This window comes from Lacinutrix sp. 5H-3-7-4 (genome assembly GCF_000211855.2).
Taxonomy (GTDB): domain Bacteria; phylum Bacteroidota; class Bacteroidia; order Flavobacteriales; family Flavobacteriaceae; genus Lacinutrix.
The window spans coordinates 2758769-2774518 of the sequence record NC_015638.1; the positions used below are offsets into that span (position 1 = coordinate 2758769).

Consider the following 15750-nt stretch of genomic DNA (forward strand, 5'->3'; position numbering starts at 1 on the left):
CTTGGTGTCTATTTTAAATTTGCAGTGTAATTAATACACACACAATAATTTAAAACATGACATCATGAACTACAAGAACTTTCAAACATTTACCGCAACACAAAAAGGAGCAATATTAACCGTTGGCATTAACTTCGGACCAGTAAACGTACAGGGACAAGAAATGCTAGCAGATTTAAGCAGTCTTTGCTTACGATTGGAACGCGATAGAAGTGTAAAAGTTGTAGTTTTTGAATCGTCTAATCCAGGATATTGGGTTTGCCATTATGATACCGATTTATTAAAAGATTTATCTACAGAAGCTGTTCCAAGAAATGAAATTCAGCTATTAGACTTACAAGCTGTTTTAGAAAGATTAAGCAATGTACCACAAGCAACTATAGCAAAAATTGAAGGTTTTGCTCGTGGTGGCGGACACGAAATGGCATTAGCTTTAGATATGCGTTTTGCAGCCAGAGGAAAAGCCAAATTCATGCAAATGGAAGTAGGTATGGGCATTTTACCTTGTGGTGGTGGCGCATCACGTATGGCTAGACAAGCAGGTTTAGGAAAAGCATTAGAAATTATTTTAGGTGCTAGAGATTGGGATGCAGACGAAGCTGAAAAATTCGGAACCATAAACAAAGCTTTAAATGCAGATGAAATTGGTCCTTATGTGAATGCTTTGGCAGAACGTATTTCAAAATTTCCTGCAGATTCTATTGCAGCTAGCAAACGCGCAGTTTATGCGTCTATAGACTTATCAATAAAAGACGCTTTAAAAGAAGAAGCGTACCAATTGTTTCAAGCAACCAGTAAAACACCTGCAGTAAAACGTTTTCAATATGCAGATGATAATGGTGCTCAATTTGACCATAACAATCAAAAAAATTGGGAGCAAATGGTAATGGATATTCAAGCAGTAAATTAATAAAAAACAATAATTATAAATTAAAAAAGAAGATAGAAATGAAAGCAATGTTAATTAAAGAATACGGAGAAAATGGAAATTTCGAAGTTTCAGAAATAGCAAAACCAGAAGTAAAAGCGAATCACGTATTAGTAAAAATAGCAGCATCAAGCGTAAATACTATTGATACTATGATTAAAAATATGGGATCAGATTTACCATTATCACCAGCTGCTCCAGCGTTGTTAGGTATGGATTTTTCAGGAACTGTTGAAGCTGTTGGAGAAGGAGTAACAGGTTATGCTGTTGGAGATGAAGTCTATGGTTGTGCTGGCGGACTTGCAGATTTACCAGGAACTTTAACCGAATATATTGTTGCAGATAGTAATTTAATGGCGCATAAGCCAAAAGATTTAACCATGCGAGAAACTGCAGCTTTACCATTAGTAGCAATTACTGCTTACGAAGGTTTAACAAGAGCAGGAGTAAAAGCAGGACAAAAAGTATTGGTACATGGTGGTTCTGGAGGCGTTGGACACTTAGCTGTACAATTGGCTAAATATTTTGGTGCTGAAGTTTTTGCTACAGGTACAGGCGATAATCAAAAAGCTATTGTAGAAAAATTTGAAGCAACCTTTATAGATTTTAAAACGGAAAAAGTAGCAGATTATACCGCAAAATATACCAATGGTGGTTTTGATGTGGTTTTTGATACGGTTGGTGGTGCAAATCTTACCAATTCTATTGAATCAGTTGCTTTAAATGGACATATTTCTACTACAGTTTCATTATGTGAATTAGACTTAACGCCATTACATTTTAAAGGTGCATCCTTGCACGTAGTATTTATGTTAATCCCAATGTTGCATAATTTTAATAGAAATAAACACGGAAACATTTTAGAAACATTAGCTAAAATTTCAAACGAAGGACATTTAACACCAATTGTAGATGAAAATCAATTTTCATTAGAACAAGTTGGAGATGCTTATGCACATTTAGCAAGCGGAAAAGCTATTGGAAAAATAGTGGTAGAGCATTAAAAATAAATGGATTTTTTATAAATCCTTTTAAGTTGATTAGTAGTTAGAATGCCTCTTTTTTAGGGGCATTTTTCATTTACATACTGCAAACCTTGTTTTTTACTAAAACTACCATTTTTACTACCAAACACCATCTATCGTTTAGCCTTAATTTTGCTTAAAACAATTACAATAACAGTAGTTATTAATTAAAATATATAAATCATGAAAACAATAACAAATACAAATGCACTAGAACAAGCACGTGCACTTACACAACCAACTCGCGAAGCTTCATTAAAACGTGAACCTTCTGTATCTCATTTTTGGAATAGCAACAGAAAATTACTGGAAGAAGCATGGGCAACATGGGAAATGGAAAACAAAGACAATTTACTAATTCCTGATGAAACACTACTTGATCCAAAATTGCGAAAAGCAATAAATGACGCTTGGGAAAACCCAGAAAAAGAAAATGCTGTTGCCGATTTATGGGAAGAAATTATTCCAGGCGTTTATGTAGCACAATTTTTTGATCTTGAACGTTTAGCGGAATTCCGTAAGTATTTAGAAGATGCAGTAAATTCTGAAATCCCAAAACGTGCACCTTATGGTATTCAATTAAATCGTTATGGAATGATGTTAGATGAGCGTTCTGAAGGTCATTTAGCTGCACCAAGTTTCCAAGCCTTTTATAACGACATGATGGATCGTTATATGCGTCCAATTGCCCGTTTATTGCTTGGTACTTATGGTTACGATAACCAAACGTTTGGTTTTTCAATTCAATATAATCCAGATAAGGATAAAGATTTACATGCACACACAGATGCTTCAGCAGCGACTTTAAATATTAATATTAACTTACCTAATGAAGTATTTACAGGATCTGAAGTTGATTTCTATGATAAAGCTTCCGGAAAAACAGTGCAAACCATTTTTGAACCAGGAAAAGCAATCCTTCACAGAGGTAATGTGCCACATGCTACACATCCAATTACTAGTGGACAACGTAGTAACTTGGTAGTTTGGTTATACGGAGATCAAATGCAAATTCCTCGTGGTAGTACTAGTAGCTACGGAAATATCAGTAGTAACACAATCAAAGATGTTGCATTAGAAAGCGTTACAGCGCGCCAACGTTGGAGCTTACCAGATGGACCAAAAGATACAGCTGCACCGTTTTAAAAAGAATAAAAAATAGAATACATTGCAATAAAAGTAAAATGTCAGTTCAAGTGATTTTTCTTCAGAAGAATTTCTGAAGAAAAATAGTATCAAGAACTTCTCTCTAATTGACATTTCAATAAAACACAACAAAAATGAAAACCATATTAATCACAGGAAGTACAGACGGTATAGGAAAACTTACTGCTCTTAAACTAGCCAAAGAAGGCCATGAAGTATATGTTCATGGAAGAAGCAAAGCTAAAGTAGACAGCGTTATTGCCGAAATTAAAAATGCTTCAAACAACGAAAATATAAAAGGATTTGTTGCCGATTTTTCAGATTTAAATGCTGTAAAACAAATGGCAGCACAAATTAAAAATGAAGTATCAAGTTTAGATATTTTAATTAACAATGCAGGAGTTTTTAAAACATCTTCGGAAAAAACAAAAGACGGATTAGATATTAGAATGTCTGTTAATTATATAGCACCTTATATTTTAACGGAGTCTATTGTACCTGTTTTAGAAAAAGGTACAAATACAAGAATTGTTAATTTAAGTTCTGCAGCACAATCTACCGTTAAAAAAGGTATTTTAACAGGAGTTGTTTCTATTAACGCAAGTGATGCTTATGCACAAAGTAAATTGGCATTAACCATGTGGAGTTTTTATTTTGCAAAACAACATCCAAATATTACGACTATAGCTGTAAATCCAGGTTCTTTATTAAATACCAAAATGGCTAAAGAAGCTTACGGACAACATTGGTCTCCGGCAGAAAAAGGTGTAGATATTCTTTATGATTTGGCCATGTCTGAAGCAAATAAAAATGAGTCAGGCAAGTATTTTGATAATGATAAAGGTGGCTTTAGTAATGCACATCCAGATGCTTATGATGAGGCTAAAATTCAAACATTATTAGAGATTACAAGTAGTTTGGTTTAAAAGTTAAATTTAATTGTTAAATTATAGAAAATTAATTTTTTAGTTAAAAAGATATTCAAGTTCTTGCTAAATTAAATTTTAAATTAATGGATAACCTAATAACTTTCTCAATAGCAGTTTTTACTGCCTTTTTTGCGATAACAAATCCGATTTCTAATATGACGGTTTTTTTATCTTTAACGCAAGGTGCAGACAAAAAAACAAAGCATGACATTAACAGGCGATCAAATATTATAGCATTTGTTATTGTTGCAGTTTTTGTATTATTAGGAAAATATATTTTCGAGTTATTTAATATTAGTATTCCGGCATTTAAAATTACAGGAGGAATACTAATATTTTTTATTGGCTTTGATATGTTACAATCAAAACGTTCTAACGTAAAAAGCCTTAAACATGTTCATGTTGATGAGAATATTGCGGTTTCACCTTTAGCAATTCCTATTTTGGCAGGTCCAGGAACCATTGTTACTGCAATGAATTTTGTTGCCAATGTAGAAACTGTCCATATAATAATTGTAATTCTTATTTTTGGTTTAATGAGTTTACTAACGTATTTCACTTTTAGATTAAGTGATTTAATTGTTAGAATTGTAGGGAAAAATGTGATTTCTGTTATAGGAAAGATCATGGGTTTAATTATTGCTATTATTGGTACAGGAATGATTATAAACGGAATAAAACTTTCTTTTGATTTTATAACATAAACCTAATTTACTACTGTTAATATGAAAAAAATCCTAATTCTATTTGCGCATCCAAAACTTGAAAAATCCAGAGCTAATTTATCTTTAATTAATCATATTAATGATAAAGAAAATGTGACTGTTCATGATTTATACGAAGAGTATCCAGATTTTCATATCGACGTTCCTAGAGAGCAAAAATTATTAGAATCACATGATATAATTATATGGCATCATCCTTTTTATTGGTATAGTTGTCCGCCATTAATGAAACAATGGATTGATATGGTTTTAGAGTTTAATTGGGCTTATGGTCCAGAAGGTAATGCACTTCAAAATAAAACATGTTTAAATGCCATAACAACTGGAGGTTCTAAAGAAGTTTACTGTTCAGCCGGATATAATAGCTTTACTGTAAAACAATTTTTAAGACCTTTTGAGCAAACTGCTAATTTATGTGGAATGATTTATTATCCACCATTTGCAGTTATGGGAACACATAATCTTTCCGATGAAAAATTAAACGATTATAAAATTAATTATGGAAAATTAATCGATTTGCTTCAAAACAATTTAGCAATAAACGATTTTGAGAAAAAATCTTTTATTAACGATATACCACAACTTAAAAACTCTTAATTATATGACAGGAAGTTTACTTTTTGAAGCTATCATGTTTTTGCTTGGAGCCATTATTTGTGTCTCTATAGCAAAGCGATTAGGTTTAAGTTCGGTTATTGGTTACTTATTAGCAGGTGTATTAATTGGGCCTTATGTTTTAGGTTTTATTGGAGAAGAAGGCGAAGATATATTGCATTTTGCAGAATTTGGAGTCGTCATGATGCTGTTTCTTATTGGATTAGAAATTGAACCTAAAAATTTCTGGAACATGCGGAAAACCATACTTGGTATGGGAGGCATTCAAGTAGGAGGAACCATGTTGTTATCCTATTTGTTATTTACTTTTTTAGGTTACGATTGGGAAGTCGCTTTAGTGATTTCTATGGCTGTAGCATTATCATCTACAGCAATTGCTATGCAAACCATAAAAGAAAAAGGTTTGATGGAAACTACTTTTGGAACTTCGGCATTTTCCATTTTATTGTTTCAGGATATTATAGTGATTTTTATGATTGGTATAATGCCATTATTATCTAATTCTAATACAGAAACAGAAACCAATGGACATGCTGAGTCTGTTAGTCTAATTGAAAGTTTACCTTTAGGACTTCAAACAATAGCTATTATACTATCGGTTGTAGTAATTATTGCTTTAGGGCGTTATGTCATTGTACCAATGCTAAGAAAAGTTGCAAAAACAGATGTAAGAGAATTACTTATTGCTGCAGCGTTTTTAATTGTTTTTGGTATTTCATTTATTATGGAATTGGTAGGTATAAGTCCAGCTTTAGGTGCTTTTTTAGGTGGTGTAGTATTATCTAACAGTGAGTTTAAACACGAATTAGAAAGCACTCTAGAACCTTTTAAAAACTTACTATTAGGTTTGTTTTTTATGGCAGTTGGCGCTTCAATAAACTTTATAGTTATTGCCAAAAGTCCGCTTACTATTGGTGGTGTTTTAATTGCTATAATTATATTAAAAGCGGTAGTTTTATTTGTTACCGGTCGTGTATTTAATTTAAAATTAGACCAAAAACTGCTATTAACTTTTAGCTTATCACAAGTTGGAGAATTTGCTTTTGTATTGTTGTCTTTTGCTTTCGGTTTAAATATTTTAGAACAAGAGGAAATGGATATGCTGTTGGTAATTACAGCTTTAAGTATGGCTTTAACACCAATAATTAGTATTGTAAACGAGCGTTTTATTCTGCCTAAAGTTGGAACTAAAGAGTCTATTAAACGTCCAATGGATCATATTGCAAAATCGCAAAAAATAATTTTGGTTGGTTTTGGTAATTTTGGAAGTACGGTAGGTCGTTTTTTAAGATCGCATGGCGTAGAAGCTACTATTTTAGATCAAGATTCAAACCGAGTAGATTTTCTTCGGAAAATGGGATTTGAAGTGTATTATGGAGATGCTACACGTCTAGATTTATTAGAGTCTGCAGGTATTGCTGAAGCAAAAATAGTAATTATTGCTACTAATAGATTAAGTGTAACTAAGGCAATTACTAAAATTGTAAATGAAAAATATCCACACATCGAGCTCATGATTAGAACTAAAAACAGAGAAGATGCTTACGAGTTATTAAATCTTGGTCATGAAAATTTTTATCGTGAATCTTTGGATACTTCATTGGCATTAGCTAGTGATGTTTTACATAAATTAGGTTTTAGAAAATATACTTTAAAGCGACAAGTGAAAAACTTTATTAAGTATGACGAAACAAGTTTAAGGCGCTTAGCAAAAGCACCAAAACGCGATGAGGAATATATATTTAAAGCCAGAAAAGAGCTTAAAGAACAAGAAGAATTATTAGATGCAGACTTTAAAAGAGGTATTGTAGACTTTGACAATCATTGGGATAGTGACCATATTAGAAAAGCTTTAGAAAAATCTAATACAAAAATGTAATGCAAAAAAAAGTACCGCAAATTGTTTTCGATTCTAAAAAACCAAAAAATAGTGGTATTGAAATTTTGACCATTGAAGGTCTTGCCTCTCGTAAAACCGAAATTATAGACCATAATCCAGAAAAAGCACATCAGGTTGCTTTTCACATGATTGTTTTTTACACGCAGGGAGAAAGCAAACAATTGGTAGATTTTGTATGGCATCCTGTAAAGGAAAATACCATTATCCATCTGTCTAAAGGGCAAATAAATGCCTTTCAATTTACTAAAAAATTAAAGGGTTATATTTTATTATTTACGGAAGCTTATTTAAAAAAACAGATAAATAATTTACCAAAAAATGAATATTTAAGGTTGTTTAATACGCACTTATTTTCACCAAGTATTCAAGTGCCACAATATTCTAATATTACACGTTATTTTGATTTGTTTTATGAGGAGTATAACAATCATACAGAAGATTTAAATCAGCAAAACACCTATAAATCATTATATTCTATCATTTTCTCCAAGTTAGAAGGCTTAAAGCAATTCCAGCCTTTTCATTTAAAGCAATCTAAACAAGTTAATATCTTTTTAGATTTTAAAGCACTTCTAGAGCTTCATTTTAAAGCCAGTAGAAATGCAGATTTTTATGCTGAAAAACTTCATATTACTTACAAACATTTAAACACTATCTGTAAAGACATTCTTTCTATAACAGCAAAGCAATATATAGATAGTTTTATTATACTTGAAGCCAAAAGATTGCTTATAAATTCAGATATTAAAAGTTCAGAACTTGCGTATGATTTAGGTTTTCAAGAACCCACAAACTTTGTAAAATACTTCAAAAAACATACAGGTTTTACGCCAAACAACTTCAAAAAGAACTATTTGTAAGTTTAGGTTCGATATTTACCATTTTTGCACTCATATTTATCTCTATAGTAATTTTGTTAAAACTTAAATTTGTTTACATAAATACTTGTAAACAAGTAACATTTAAAAAATAGCAAAATCATGAAATATCTATTAATTCTATTAACAAGCTTAACCTTAACGAGTTTTGCAAAAAAGGAAAAAAACATAAAACCTTATGTTATTGAAGTAACAACTTATAAAATTAAAGCATCTGTAAGTCATGCGAATTTCTGGATTGAAGACGCAAAAGTAGATACTAATTACACAAGTAAACAACCTGGTTATATAAGTAGAGAAAGTGGTTACAATAAAGACACGAAAACATTTTTGGTAGTAGCTAAATGGAAAACAATGGAAGATGCAGAAGCTTCAATGGCTAAATTCATGAAAGATAAATCTGTAGCAGATTTTGCAAATATGATTGATGGAAGCACTATGAAAATGTCACGTTATTTAGTAAAATAAAGTAGTAATGATTGATTGATAGCAGTAGAAAAAGGTTGCCTATGGTAGCCTTTTCTATTTAAATTAATAAAGTGAAGTACTTAATAAATTAAAAAATTATGTCAGATATAAAAAAACATGCCCAAAGTGTGGCGCTAAAGCAAAATATAAAGTAAAAGGAGATATAGAATCTTTTGAAGCTGTACAAGATGATGAAGCCTTCAAAAAAATAGGGCAACTAAAAAAAGCAATGCAAAAATTTAAGGATAAAGCTGAAGCTCTAGAGAAAGAATTAGCCGAATTAAAATCTAAACTATGAATATAGCACAAAACAAAAAAAACGCTATCGCATTTTATAAAATGGCTTACGAAGGCAATCCAACAAAAGCAGTCGAGTTATATGTTGGAGACGAATATATACAGCATAACCCAATGGTTGCTGATGGTCCACAAGCATTTATAGATTATTTTAATCGTATGGAAAAAGAATATCCTGTTAAAACAATGGATTTTGTAAGAGCAGTTGCCGAAGACGATTTGGTAGCATTACATACACATCAAATCTGGCCAGATAACGACCAATATATAACCATGGATTTTTTTAGGTTTGATACCAATGGAAAAATTGTAGAACATTGGGATAGTATTCAGCAAATACCAGAAACATCTGCTAATAATAATACGATGTATTAAATAATTATATGAATATTATCAAAAAAAATTACGGTTGGATACTTGTCACCATTTTAGCTAGTTTACCATTATTGGTGGTTTTTAAAATGATAAACATTGAGTTTTCTAATGGTTTATCGTTTTCATTCGCAGAAAATGCAGTTGGAGAAGGACGTGCAACTGTAGAAATGTTATATCATGTTACAGGTGAGTTTGCTATACGTTGGATGACTGCAGTATTAACGTGTACACCTTTTTTTATAATATTTGGTGTAGCAAATCTTTTTGTAAGACAAGCTATGGGAATTGCCACAGCAGTATGGAGTTTATTACATTTTATATTTTTTATGGCTGCTGAAGGTTTTATGGAAACTTTCACACAGGTTAACTATGTGCTAGGATTTATAGCAATACTAATTTTAATTCCGTTGCTTTTAACATCTAATAGAAAAGCTATGAAGTTTCTAAAAAGTAATTGGAAAAAACTTCAACAATATGCATATGCTGCTATTTTACTGTCTTTAATACATGTTGCAATACTAGATAAAACATGGATTATTTATGCAGTTGTAGTTGGTTTGGGTTTTATAATTAGAATTCCTATAGTTAAGAATAAAATTTTAGAGAGTAGAAAAAACAGAACACATTAAACAATGAGTATAATAGAAAATATTCTAAAAAAAGTAGTGTTAGACCATGCTGTTTTAACCCAAAAGCAACAAATATCTCCTTCTGTTTATAAAGTGAGATTACAAAGTGAAAATTTTAAAACAATAACCTTTAAACCTGGCTATTTTTTACGCTTAGGCATTGGTATTGGTAATGATGATATTTCGTTTAAAGATAAAGTTAGAAGCTATTCTGTTTGGAATATTAATCAAACAGAAGGTTTTATAGACTTAGCAATTGTATAGTAGGAGCAGAGGAGAATAATGCTTTTAGTCCAGTTGTGCAAAGTAATAGGCAAACCGAAAAAGATATTCAAAACTCAGGTTTAGATTGGGTTATTGGAAGAAACGGAATTTATATTGAGCCAGATTTAGAATATATTGAAACCTATGTAAAAGAAGGTGAAATAAGAAATTGTGCAGGTGATGGAAAATGCACTTACACAAGTAGAACAGCGTTAGGTTTTGCTTATGCAAATATGCTAACCGAAGCTAAACATAGCCAGAAAATCTATAATTTAGTTGGAGAGGCAATTACCCAAACACAATTAGCTAATTATATAAATGAAGTTTACAACACCAATTTGGTTTATACACCGGTTTCTATTGATGCTTATAAAACGGAAAGAATAGCAGAGTTAGGTGATTTTATGGGTACAATAATAGCAGGTATTTACCAAGGTATTAGAAGTGGAGCAAACAACGTAACTTCAGATTTTGAAACAGCTTCAGGTAGAGCACATAAATCTGCCTTACAAATTATAAAAGACTTTAAAATTGCGAATTAAATAAGTAAAATATGTCCATTAATAGCATTTAAAAAAATCTTATTCAGAAGCATATAAAATCAAGCAAACGCCAATCATGATCCCTAATAATGGAACCATTTTTTTACGTTTGTTTTTCTCTTTAAAAACCAATCCGCCAATTACAACAGCAATTATAATTTGACTACGTTTTATGGCAGAAAGTAGCATAATTAATGCATCAGGATCTTGTAGTGCTTTAAAGTAAAAATAATCTGCAGATTGTAATAAAATACCAACAGCTATAATAGACCATCTAAAGGTAAATGCTTTACGTTTTTCGGCATAAGGAAACCACGTTATGGTTAAGATTGCCAATAAAATTATAATGGTGTATAAGCAAAACCAAAACTGTAAAGTTTGTGGATTTAAACTTAAATTCTGAATTAAAAATTTATCATATAATCCACTAGAAGCACCTAAAAAAGTAGCTCCAATAATGGCAAAAACCCATTTGTTGCGTTTAAAATTTATGCCTTCTTTTTTACCAATTCTAGAATATAATATCACAGAGAAAATAATAAGAAAAAATCCAATCCATTGGTAAGCATTTGGACTTTCTTTATAAATTAATATAGCACCAATAAACGTAAAAAATGGTCCCGCAGATCGTATAGGAGTTACAATTGTTATGGGTAAATGTTTTAAAGCCTGATAAGCTAACACCCAAGAACTAGCCATTATCATAGATTTTATAAAAATAAAACTATGTGTTTTTGCTGTAATATCTTGAAAATCGTAACCTTTTTCTAAAGCATATTCTGGATTAAATTTTGAAAACAAATAAAAACCAGCTATAAATAAAAATCCGCTAGAAACAGTTCCTAAAAGTACCGGAAACACTTCGTTTCCTTGTACTGCATGTTTTTTACATAGATTGTGTAATCCTAAAAAAAGTGCTGCTAATAAGCCTAAATACATCCACATGGCGCGAATATACTTTATTGTAGTGTTTTGTTTATATATCTATTTTCAAAATTTTTAAAAAAAACTAAAATCAAAACATTAACAAAATGTTAAAAAGAAACTATAATTAACAGATATAAAAATAATATTAACTCATATAATATTTAAAGTATTTGCTATCAAATAATATAATTAAATTAGAGATATACATACATATAACACTAATAATTACTTATAAATCATGGCAAAAAAATCAACAGGAAAACACTCCAAAACACAAAAGATAAAAGACCTTGAGGCAAATCGTGTAGATTACGATAATAGCGCGATGACAACTAACCAAGGTTTAAAAGTTAATGATACAAATAATTCATTAAAATCTGGCGAGCGTGGTTCAACATTACTCGAAGATTTTTTATTAAGAGAAAAAATTACACATTTCGATCACGAACGCATTCCAGAACGAATAGTTCATGCAAGAGGTAGTGGCGCTCATGGTTATTTTGAGCTTACAAAAAGTATAAAAAAATATAGTAAAGCAGGAATATTTAATGATACAGAACGTAAAACACCAGTATTTGCCCGTTTTTCTACTGTAGCAGGCTCTAAAGGTTCTCCAGATTTAGCTAGAGATGTTAGAGGTTTTGCTGTTAAGTTTTATACAGAAGAAGGTACTTGGGATTTAGTTGGTAATAATATGCCAATTTTCTTTATTCAAGATGCTATGAAATTTCCAGATTTAATTCACTCTGTAAAACCAGAACCAAATAATGAAATTCCTCAGGCAGCTTCTGCACACGATACATTTTACGATTTTGTTTCGCATACAACCGAAACTTTACACAATCATATTTGGGCAATGAGTGATCGTGCTATTCCTAGAAGTTTAAGGATGATGGAAGGTTTTGGTATTCATACTTTTAGATTGATAAACGATAAAAACGAATCACATTTTGTAAAATTTCATTGGAAACCAAAATTAGGTGCGCATTCTGTTACTTGGGATGAAGCGGTTAAGATAAATGGAGCTGATGCCGATTTCCATAGGCGTGATTTATGGGAAGCTATTGACGCTGGTCATTTTCCAGAATGGGAATTAGGTATTCAAGTTGTACCAGAAGCAGATGAGCATAAATTCGATTTTGACTTGTTAGACCCAACAAAATTAATTCCTGAAGAATTAGTACCTGTTGAAATTATAGGAAAAATGGTTTTAAATAGAAATCCAGATAACTTTTTTGCAGAAACAGAACAAGTCGCATTTTTACCAGGACATATTGTTCCAGGAATCGATTTTACAAACGATCCATTATTACAAGGTAGATTGTTTTCTTATCGAGATACGCAGTTGTCAAGATTAGGAACACCAAATTTTCATCAAATACCAATAAATAAGCCTATAACAAAAGTTCATAACAATGAGCGAGATGGGCATATGCAAATGGATATTCCTAAAGGTCAAGGCGCTTATTTCCCAAATACTTTAATGGGAGGTTGCCCACATCTTAATGCTATGGCAGATGGAGGTTTTACACATTATGAAGAGCGTATTGATGCTAAAAAAATAAGAGGTAGAAGCGAAAGTTTTAGCGATCATTTTTCTCAACCCGCTTTATTTTATAGAAGTTTATCAGATTGGGAAAAAGAACACGTTGCAGGTGCTTATTCTTTTGAGTTAGGAAAATGTACGCAAAAGCATATTAAAGAACGTATGTTGTGGCTTATTAATAAAATTAATAATGATTTAGCTCTAACTGTTGCTAAAAATTTAGGATTAGAAATACCAAAAAGTATTGAAGAGCCAATTAATCAAGCTATTGGTGCAGATGCAGATGTTGAAAAACACCAACCAGGCGATGCCAAAAACTATTTAGATAAAGATGAAGCACTAAGTCAGGCTAATACTAAATTTGATTCTATTGAAACAAGACAAATTGCAGTACTTGTTGCAAATGGTTTTGATATGAAAGCCTTTAAGAAAATGAAATCGCTTTTAGAAGATGAAGGTGCTATGCTTAAATTAATTGCTCCTCATGGAGGTACAGTAAAATGTAGTGAAGCTATGGATCACGAAGTTGATGCAGCAATTTCTACAACCGAAAGTGTTTTGTTTGATGCTATTTATATACCAGGAGGAAAAGATGCAATTAAAAAACTTATAGATACACCAAAGTATACCAAATTTTTAAACGAAGCATTTAAGCACTGTAAAGCTATTGCTGCAGATGATGAAGCTGAAGATTTAATAGATAATACTTTTATTAAAGATTATAAAGATGATGGTGCAGTATTTATTAACGAAAAGCCTAAAGCATTTAGAGATGCTATTGCTAAACATAGGTACTGGAAAAGGCGTGATGTTGCAGCTAAAGTTCCTGCATAACAATGTAAATATAAATAAAAAAGGCTGCTTATTTAAGCGGCCTTTTTTATTTAAATTACTAAACAATTACTCTGCTTTGCTTTTGTCGTATTTCATAAAAATATTAATCCAAATATTTCTAGATAATCTTAAAATTATAGGTAAGCAAAGAAGCATAAACAATACTAAAATAATGTAAGAAGTTAATAAAGACAGTTCTAAAACTATATATGAAAGAAATAAAGAAAAACCACCAAAAATTAAACCAACAGGATAGCTAACATACATTGCTCCAAAAAAGAAAGAGGGTTCAATCTGGTATTTTGTATTACAATGGCTGCATTGCTCTTCCATCGTTAAAGTACTAGTTACTTTGTATGGATTTTGTACAGAATACATACTTTCATTTTGACAAACAGGACAACTTCCTGTGAAAATACTGTTTATTTTCGTGCCTTTTAATAACTTCATAATCAATGATTTTAGTTAAAATACATTTTAAGTAAATTTTACTTTACAAAAGTAATATTATTTACGCCTTATTCTATTGTTTAAATGATGCGACTATTTGTATATTTAGGACATATTTAGCTTTTATGAAAAATCTACCTGTTTTAAGTATAAATCAATTTGAGCAGCAAGAAAGTCTTACTAATTTTTATAGCAACGATTTAAGTACACATTTAAAACAGAATGCTAAAATTGTACATAAATCACATAGCCATGATTTTTATCTATGTGTATGCTTTACTGCTGGAGAAGGTATTCATGAGATAGATTTTAACAGCTATAATATAGCCAAAGGCAGTGTGTTTTTTTTACGTCCAGGACAAACACATCGATGGCATTTTACAAGCCCAGCAAAAGGTTTTATTTTTTTTCATACTGCAGCTTTTTTTCAATTTCAGTTTACTAATATTAATTTAAATCAGTTTCCTTTTTATTTTTCATTAGAGAACCCACCAATGCTTCAGCTTGATGATTTTCAGTTAAATAGTGTTGTGTCTCATTTTAGTATTATTAATACTGAATATAAAGGAAAACTAGCTTATAAAAAAGAAAAAATAGCAAGTTTAATAAACTTGGCATATATAGATTTATCAAGATATTATACCGCAAATGTTTCAAAAAAAGATGTAGTCTCATCTTCATATTTAAGTATTTTAAAGGCTTTAGAATTAGAAATAGAATTACATTTTAAAGCAGAAAAAACGGTTCAGTTTTATGCAGATGCTTTAAATATTACGGCTAAACATTTAAATAGGGTAACAAGAGCGACAATTAATAAAACAACTTCAGAGTTTATTCTAGATCGAGTAATTTTAGAAGCAAAACGATTAATAGTTCATTCTAATAATTCATTATCTATAATTGCAGAATCTTTAGGTTATTTTGATTATGCGCATTTTTCTAAACTATTTAAGTCTAAGGTTGGTATAACTGCTTTAGCGTTTAAAAAGAAACACTCAGATTAAAAGTAAGTTTCCTCTATGTTTTTTTTGTCTTTAGAATTTGTCTCTGAAATGAATTTCATAAAAAGGTAAATAGATAAATAATGACAAATAAGAATAAGTATTGTAAAGGTTTTATTGTAGAAATAATACTCGTTAATAGGTGATAAGCCTATGTTAAATAAAGATGCTATACCCGAAGCGAAAATAATAATAGTATTATCGTAATTATTATTTAGGTATATTCTAGAAAATATTACAACGTAGATAAATAAGCTGGAAGCGCATAAAA

General features: G+C 30.8%; 17 protein-coding genes. 15 read left to right on the plus strand and 2 right to left on the minus strand.

Annotation, left to right across the window (positions count from 1 at the left end):
• Positions 1 to 64 precede the first annotated feature (64 nt).
• The 13 genes from LACAL_RS12420 to LACAL_RS12480 all read left to right on the plus strand — a co-directional run bounded on the left by LACAL_RS12420 (position 65) and on the right by LACAL_RS12480 (position 10721).
• Complete coding sequence (locus LACAL_RS12420; protein WP_013871101.1) at positions 65 to 910, plus strand: enoyl-CoA hydratase/isomerase family protein; 846 nt, start codon at positions 65 to 67, stop codon at positions 908 to 910.
• Positions 911 to 948: 38 nt separating this feature from the next.
• Positions 949 to 1932 (plus strand): zinc-dependent alcohol dehydrogenase family protein, encoded by a 984-nt coding sequence (locus LACAL_RS12425; RefSeq protein ID WP_013871102.1) that lies wholly within the window; start codon positions 949 to 951, stop codon positions 1930 to 1932.
• 204 nt (positions 1933 to 2136) lie between these two features.
• Entirely contained in the window at positions 2137 to 3099 is a 963-nt protein-coding gene (locus LACAL_RS12430; RefSeq protein ID WP_013871103.1) for a 2OG-Fe(II) oxygenase, read from the plus strand.
• A 134-nt stretch (positions 3100 to 3233) separates the two neighbouring features.
• Positions 3234 to 4025 (plus strand): SDR family NAD(P)-dependent oxidoreductase, encoded by a 792-nt coding sequence (locus LACAL_RS12435; protein ID WP_013871104.1) that lies wholly within the window; start codon positions 3234 to 3236, stop codon positions 4023 to 4025.
• Between the two features lie 86 nt (positions 4026 to 4111).
• Entirely contained in the window at positions 4112 to 4732 is a 621-nt protein-coding gene (locus tag LACAL_RS12440) for a MarC family protein (RefSeq protein WP_013871105.1), read from the plus strand.
• A gap of 21 nt (positions 4733 to 4753) precedes the next feature.
• Positions 4754 to 5350 carry an NAD(P)H-dependent oxidoreductase gene (locus tag LACAL_RS12445; protein ID WP_013871106.1) on the plus strand — a complete coding sequence of 199 codons (597 nt, stop codon included), beginning with the start codon at positions 4754 to 4756 and terminating at the stop codon, positions 5348 to 5350.
• Between the two features lie 4 nt (positions 5351 to 5354).
• Positions 5355 to 7247, plus strand: coding sequence for a monovalent cation:proton antiporter-2 (CPA2) family protein (locus LACAL_RS12450; RefSeq protein WP_013871107.1), 1893 nt, complete (start codon positions 5355 to 5357; stop codon positions 7245 to 7247).
• A complete protein-coding gene (locus tag LACAL_RS12455) occupies positions 7247 to 8128 on the plus strand; it encodes an AraC family transcriptional regulator (protein WP_013871108.1) in 882 nt (293 codons plus the stop codon). The genes LACAL_RS12450 and LACAL_RS12455 overlap by 1 nt, the downstream gene beginning before the upstream one ends.
• Before the next feature lie 120 nt (positions 8129 to 8248).
• Entirely contained in the window at positions 8249 to 8614 is a 366-nt protein-coding gene (locus LACAL_RS12460) for a hypothetical protein (RefSeq protein WP_013871109.1), read from the plus strand.
• 294 nt (positions 8615 to 8908) lie between these two features.
• Positions 8909 to 9286 carry a nuclear transport factor 2 family protein gene (locus tag LACAL_RS12465; RefSeq protein ID WP_013871110.1) on the plus strand — a complete coding sequence of 126 codons (378 nt, stop codon included), beginning with the start codon at positions 8909 to 8911 and terminating at the stop codon, positions 9284 to 9286.
• Between the two features lie 8 nt (positions 9287 to 9294).
• Positions 9295 to 9915 carry a ferric reductase gene (locus tag LACAL_RS12470; RefSeq protein ID WP_013871111.1) on the plus strand — a complete coding sequence of 207 codons (621 nt, stop codon included), beginning with the start codon at positions 9295 to 9297 and terminating at the stop codon, positions 9913 to 9915.
• Positions 9916 to 9918: 3 nt separating this feature from the next.
• Positions 9919 to 10179, plus strand: coding sequence for an FAD-binding oxidoreductase (locus tag LACAL_RS12475; RefSeq protein WP_013871112.1), 261 nt, complete (start codon positions 9919 to 9921; stop codon positions 10177 to 10179).
• A gap of 35 nt (positions 10180 to 10214) precedes the next feature.
• The gene (locus tag LACAL_RS12480) at positions 10215 to 10721 is read left to right on the plus strand and encodes a hypothetical protein (protein WP_193364034.1); all 507 of its coding nucleotides are present in this window, start codon (positions 10215 to 10217) and stop codon (positions 10719 to 10721) included.
• Positions 10722 to 10760: 39 nt separating this feature from the next.
• Here the strand turns inward: LACAL_RS12480 and LACAL_RS12485 are convergent, their stop codons facing one another.
• Complete coding sequence (locus tag LACAL_RS12485; RefSeq protein WP_013871113.1) at positions 10761 to 11666, minus strand: DMT family transporter; 906 nt, start codon at positions 11664 to 11666, stop codon at positions 10761 to 10763.
• Positions 11667 to 11886: 220 nt separating this feature from the next.
• Between LACAL_RS12485 and LACAL_RS12490 the strand changes: the two genes are divergently transcribed.
• Entirely contained in the window at positions 11887 to 14028 is a 2142-nt protein-coding gene (locus tag LACAL_RS12490) for a catalase (protein WP_013871114.1), read from the plus strand.
• Between the two features lie 66 nt (positions 14029 to 14094).
• On the opposite strand, the gene LACAL_RS12495 is transcribed toward LACAL_RS12490, so the two are convergent.
• Positions 14095 to 14478: a DUF983 domain-containing protein gene (locus LACAL_RS12495; protein ID WP_013871115.1), complete on the minus strand. Its 384-nt coding sequence runs from the start codon at positions 14476 to 14478 to the stop codon at positions 14095 to 14097.
• Between the two features lie 125 nt (positions 14479 to 14603).
• Between LACAL_RS12495 and LACAL_RS12500 the strand changes: the two genes are divergently transcribed.
• Positions 14604 to 15482, plus strand: coding sequence for an AraC family transcriptional regulator (locus LACAL_RS12500; protein WP_013871116.1), 879 nt, complete (start codon positions 14604 to 14606; stop codon positions 15480 to 15482).
• Positions 15483 to 15750: the final 268 nt, after the last annotated feature.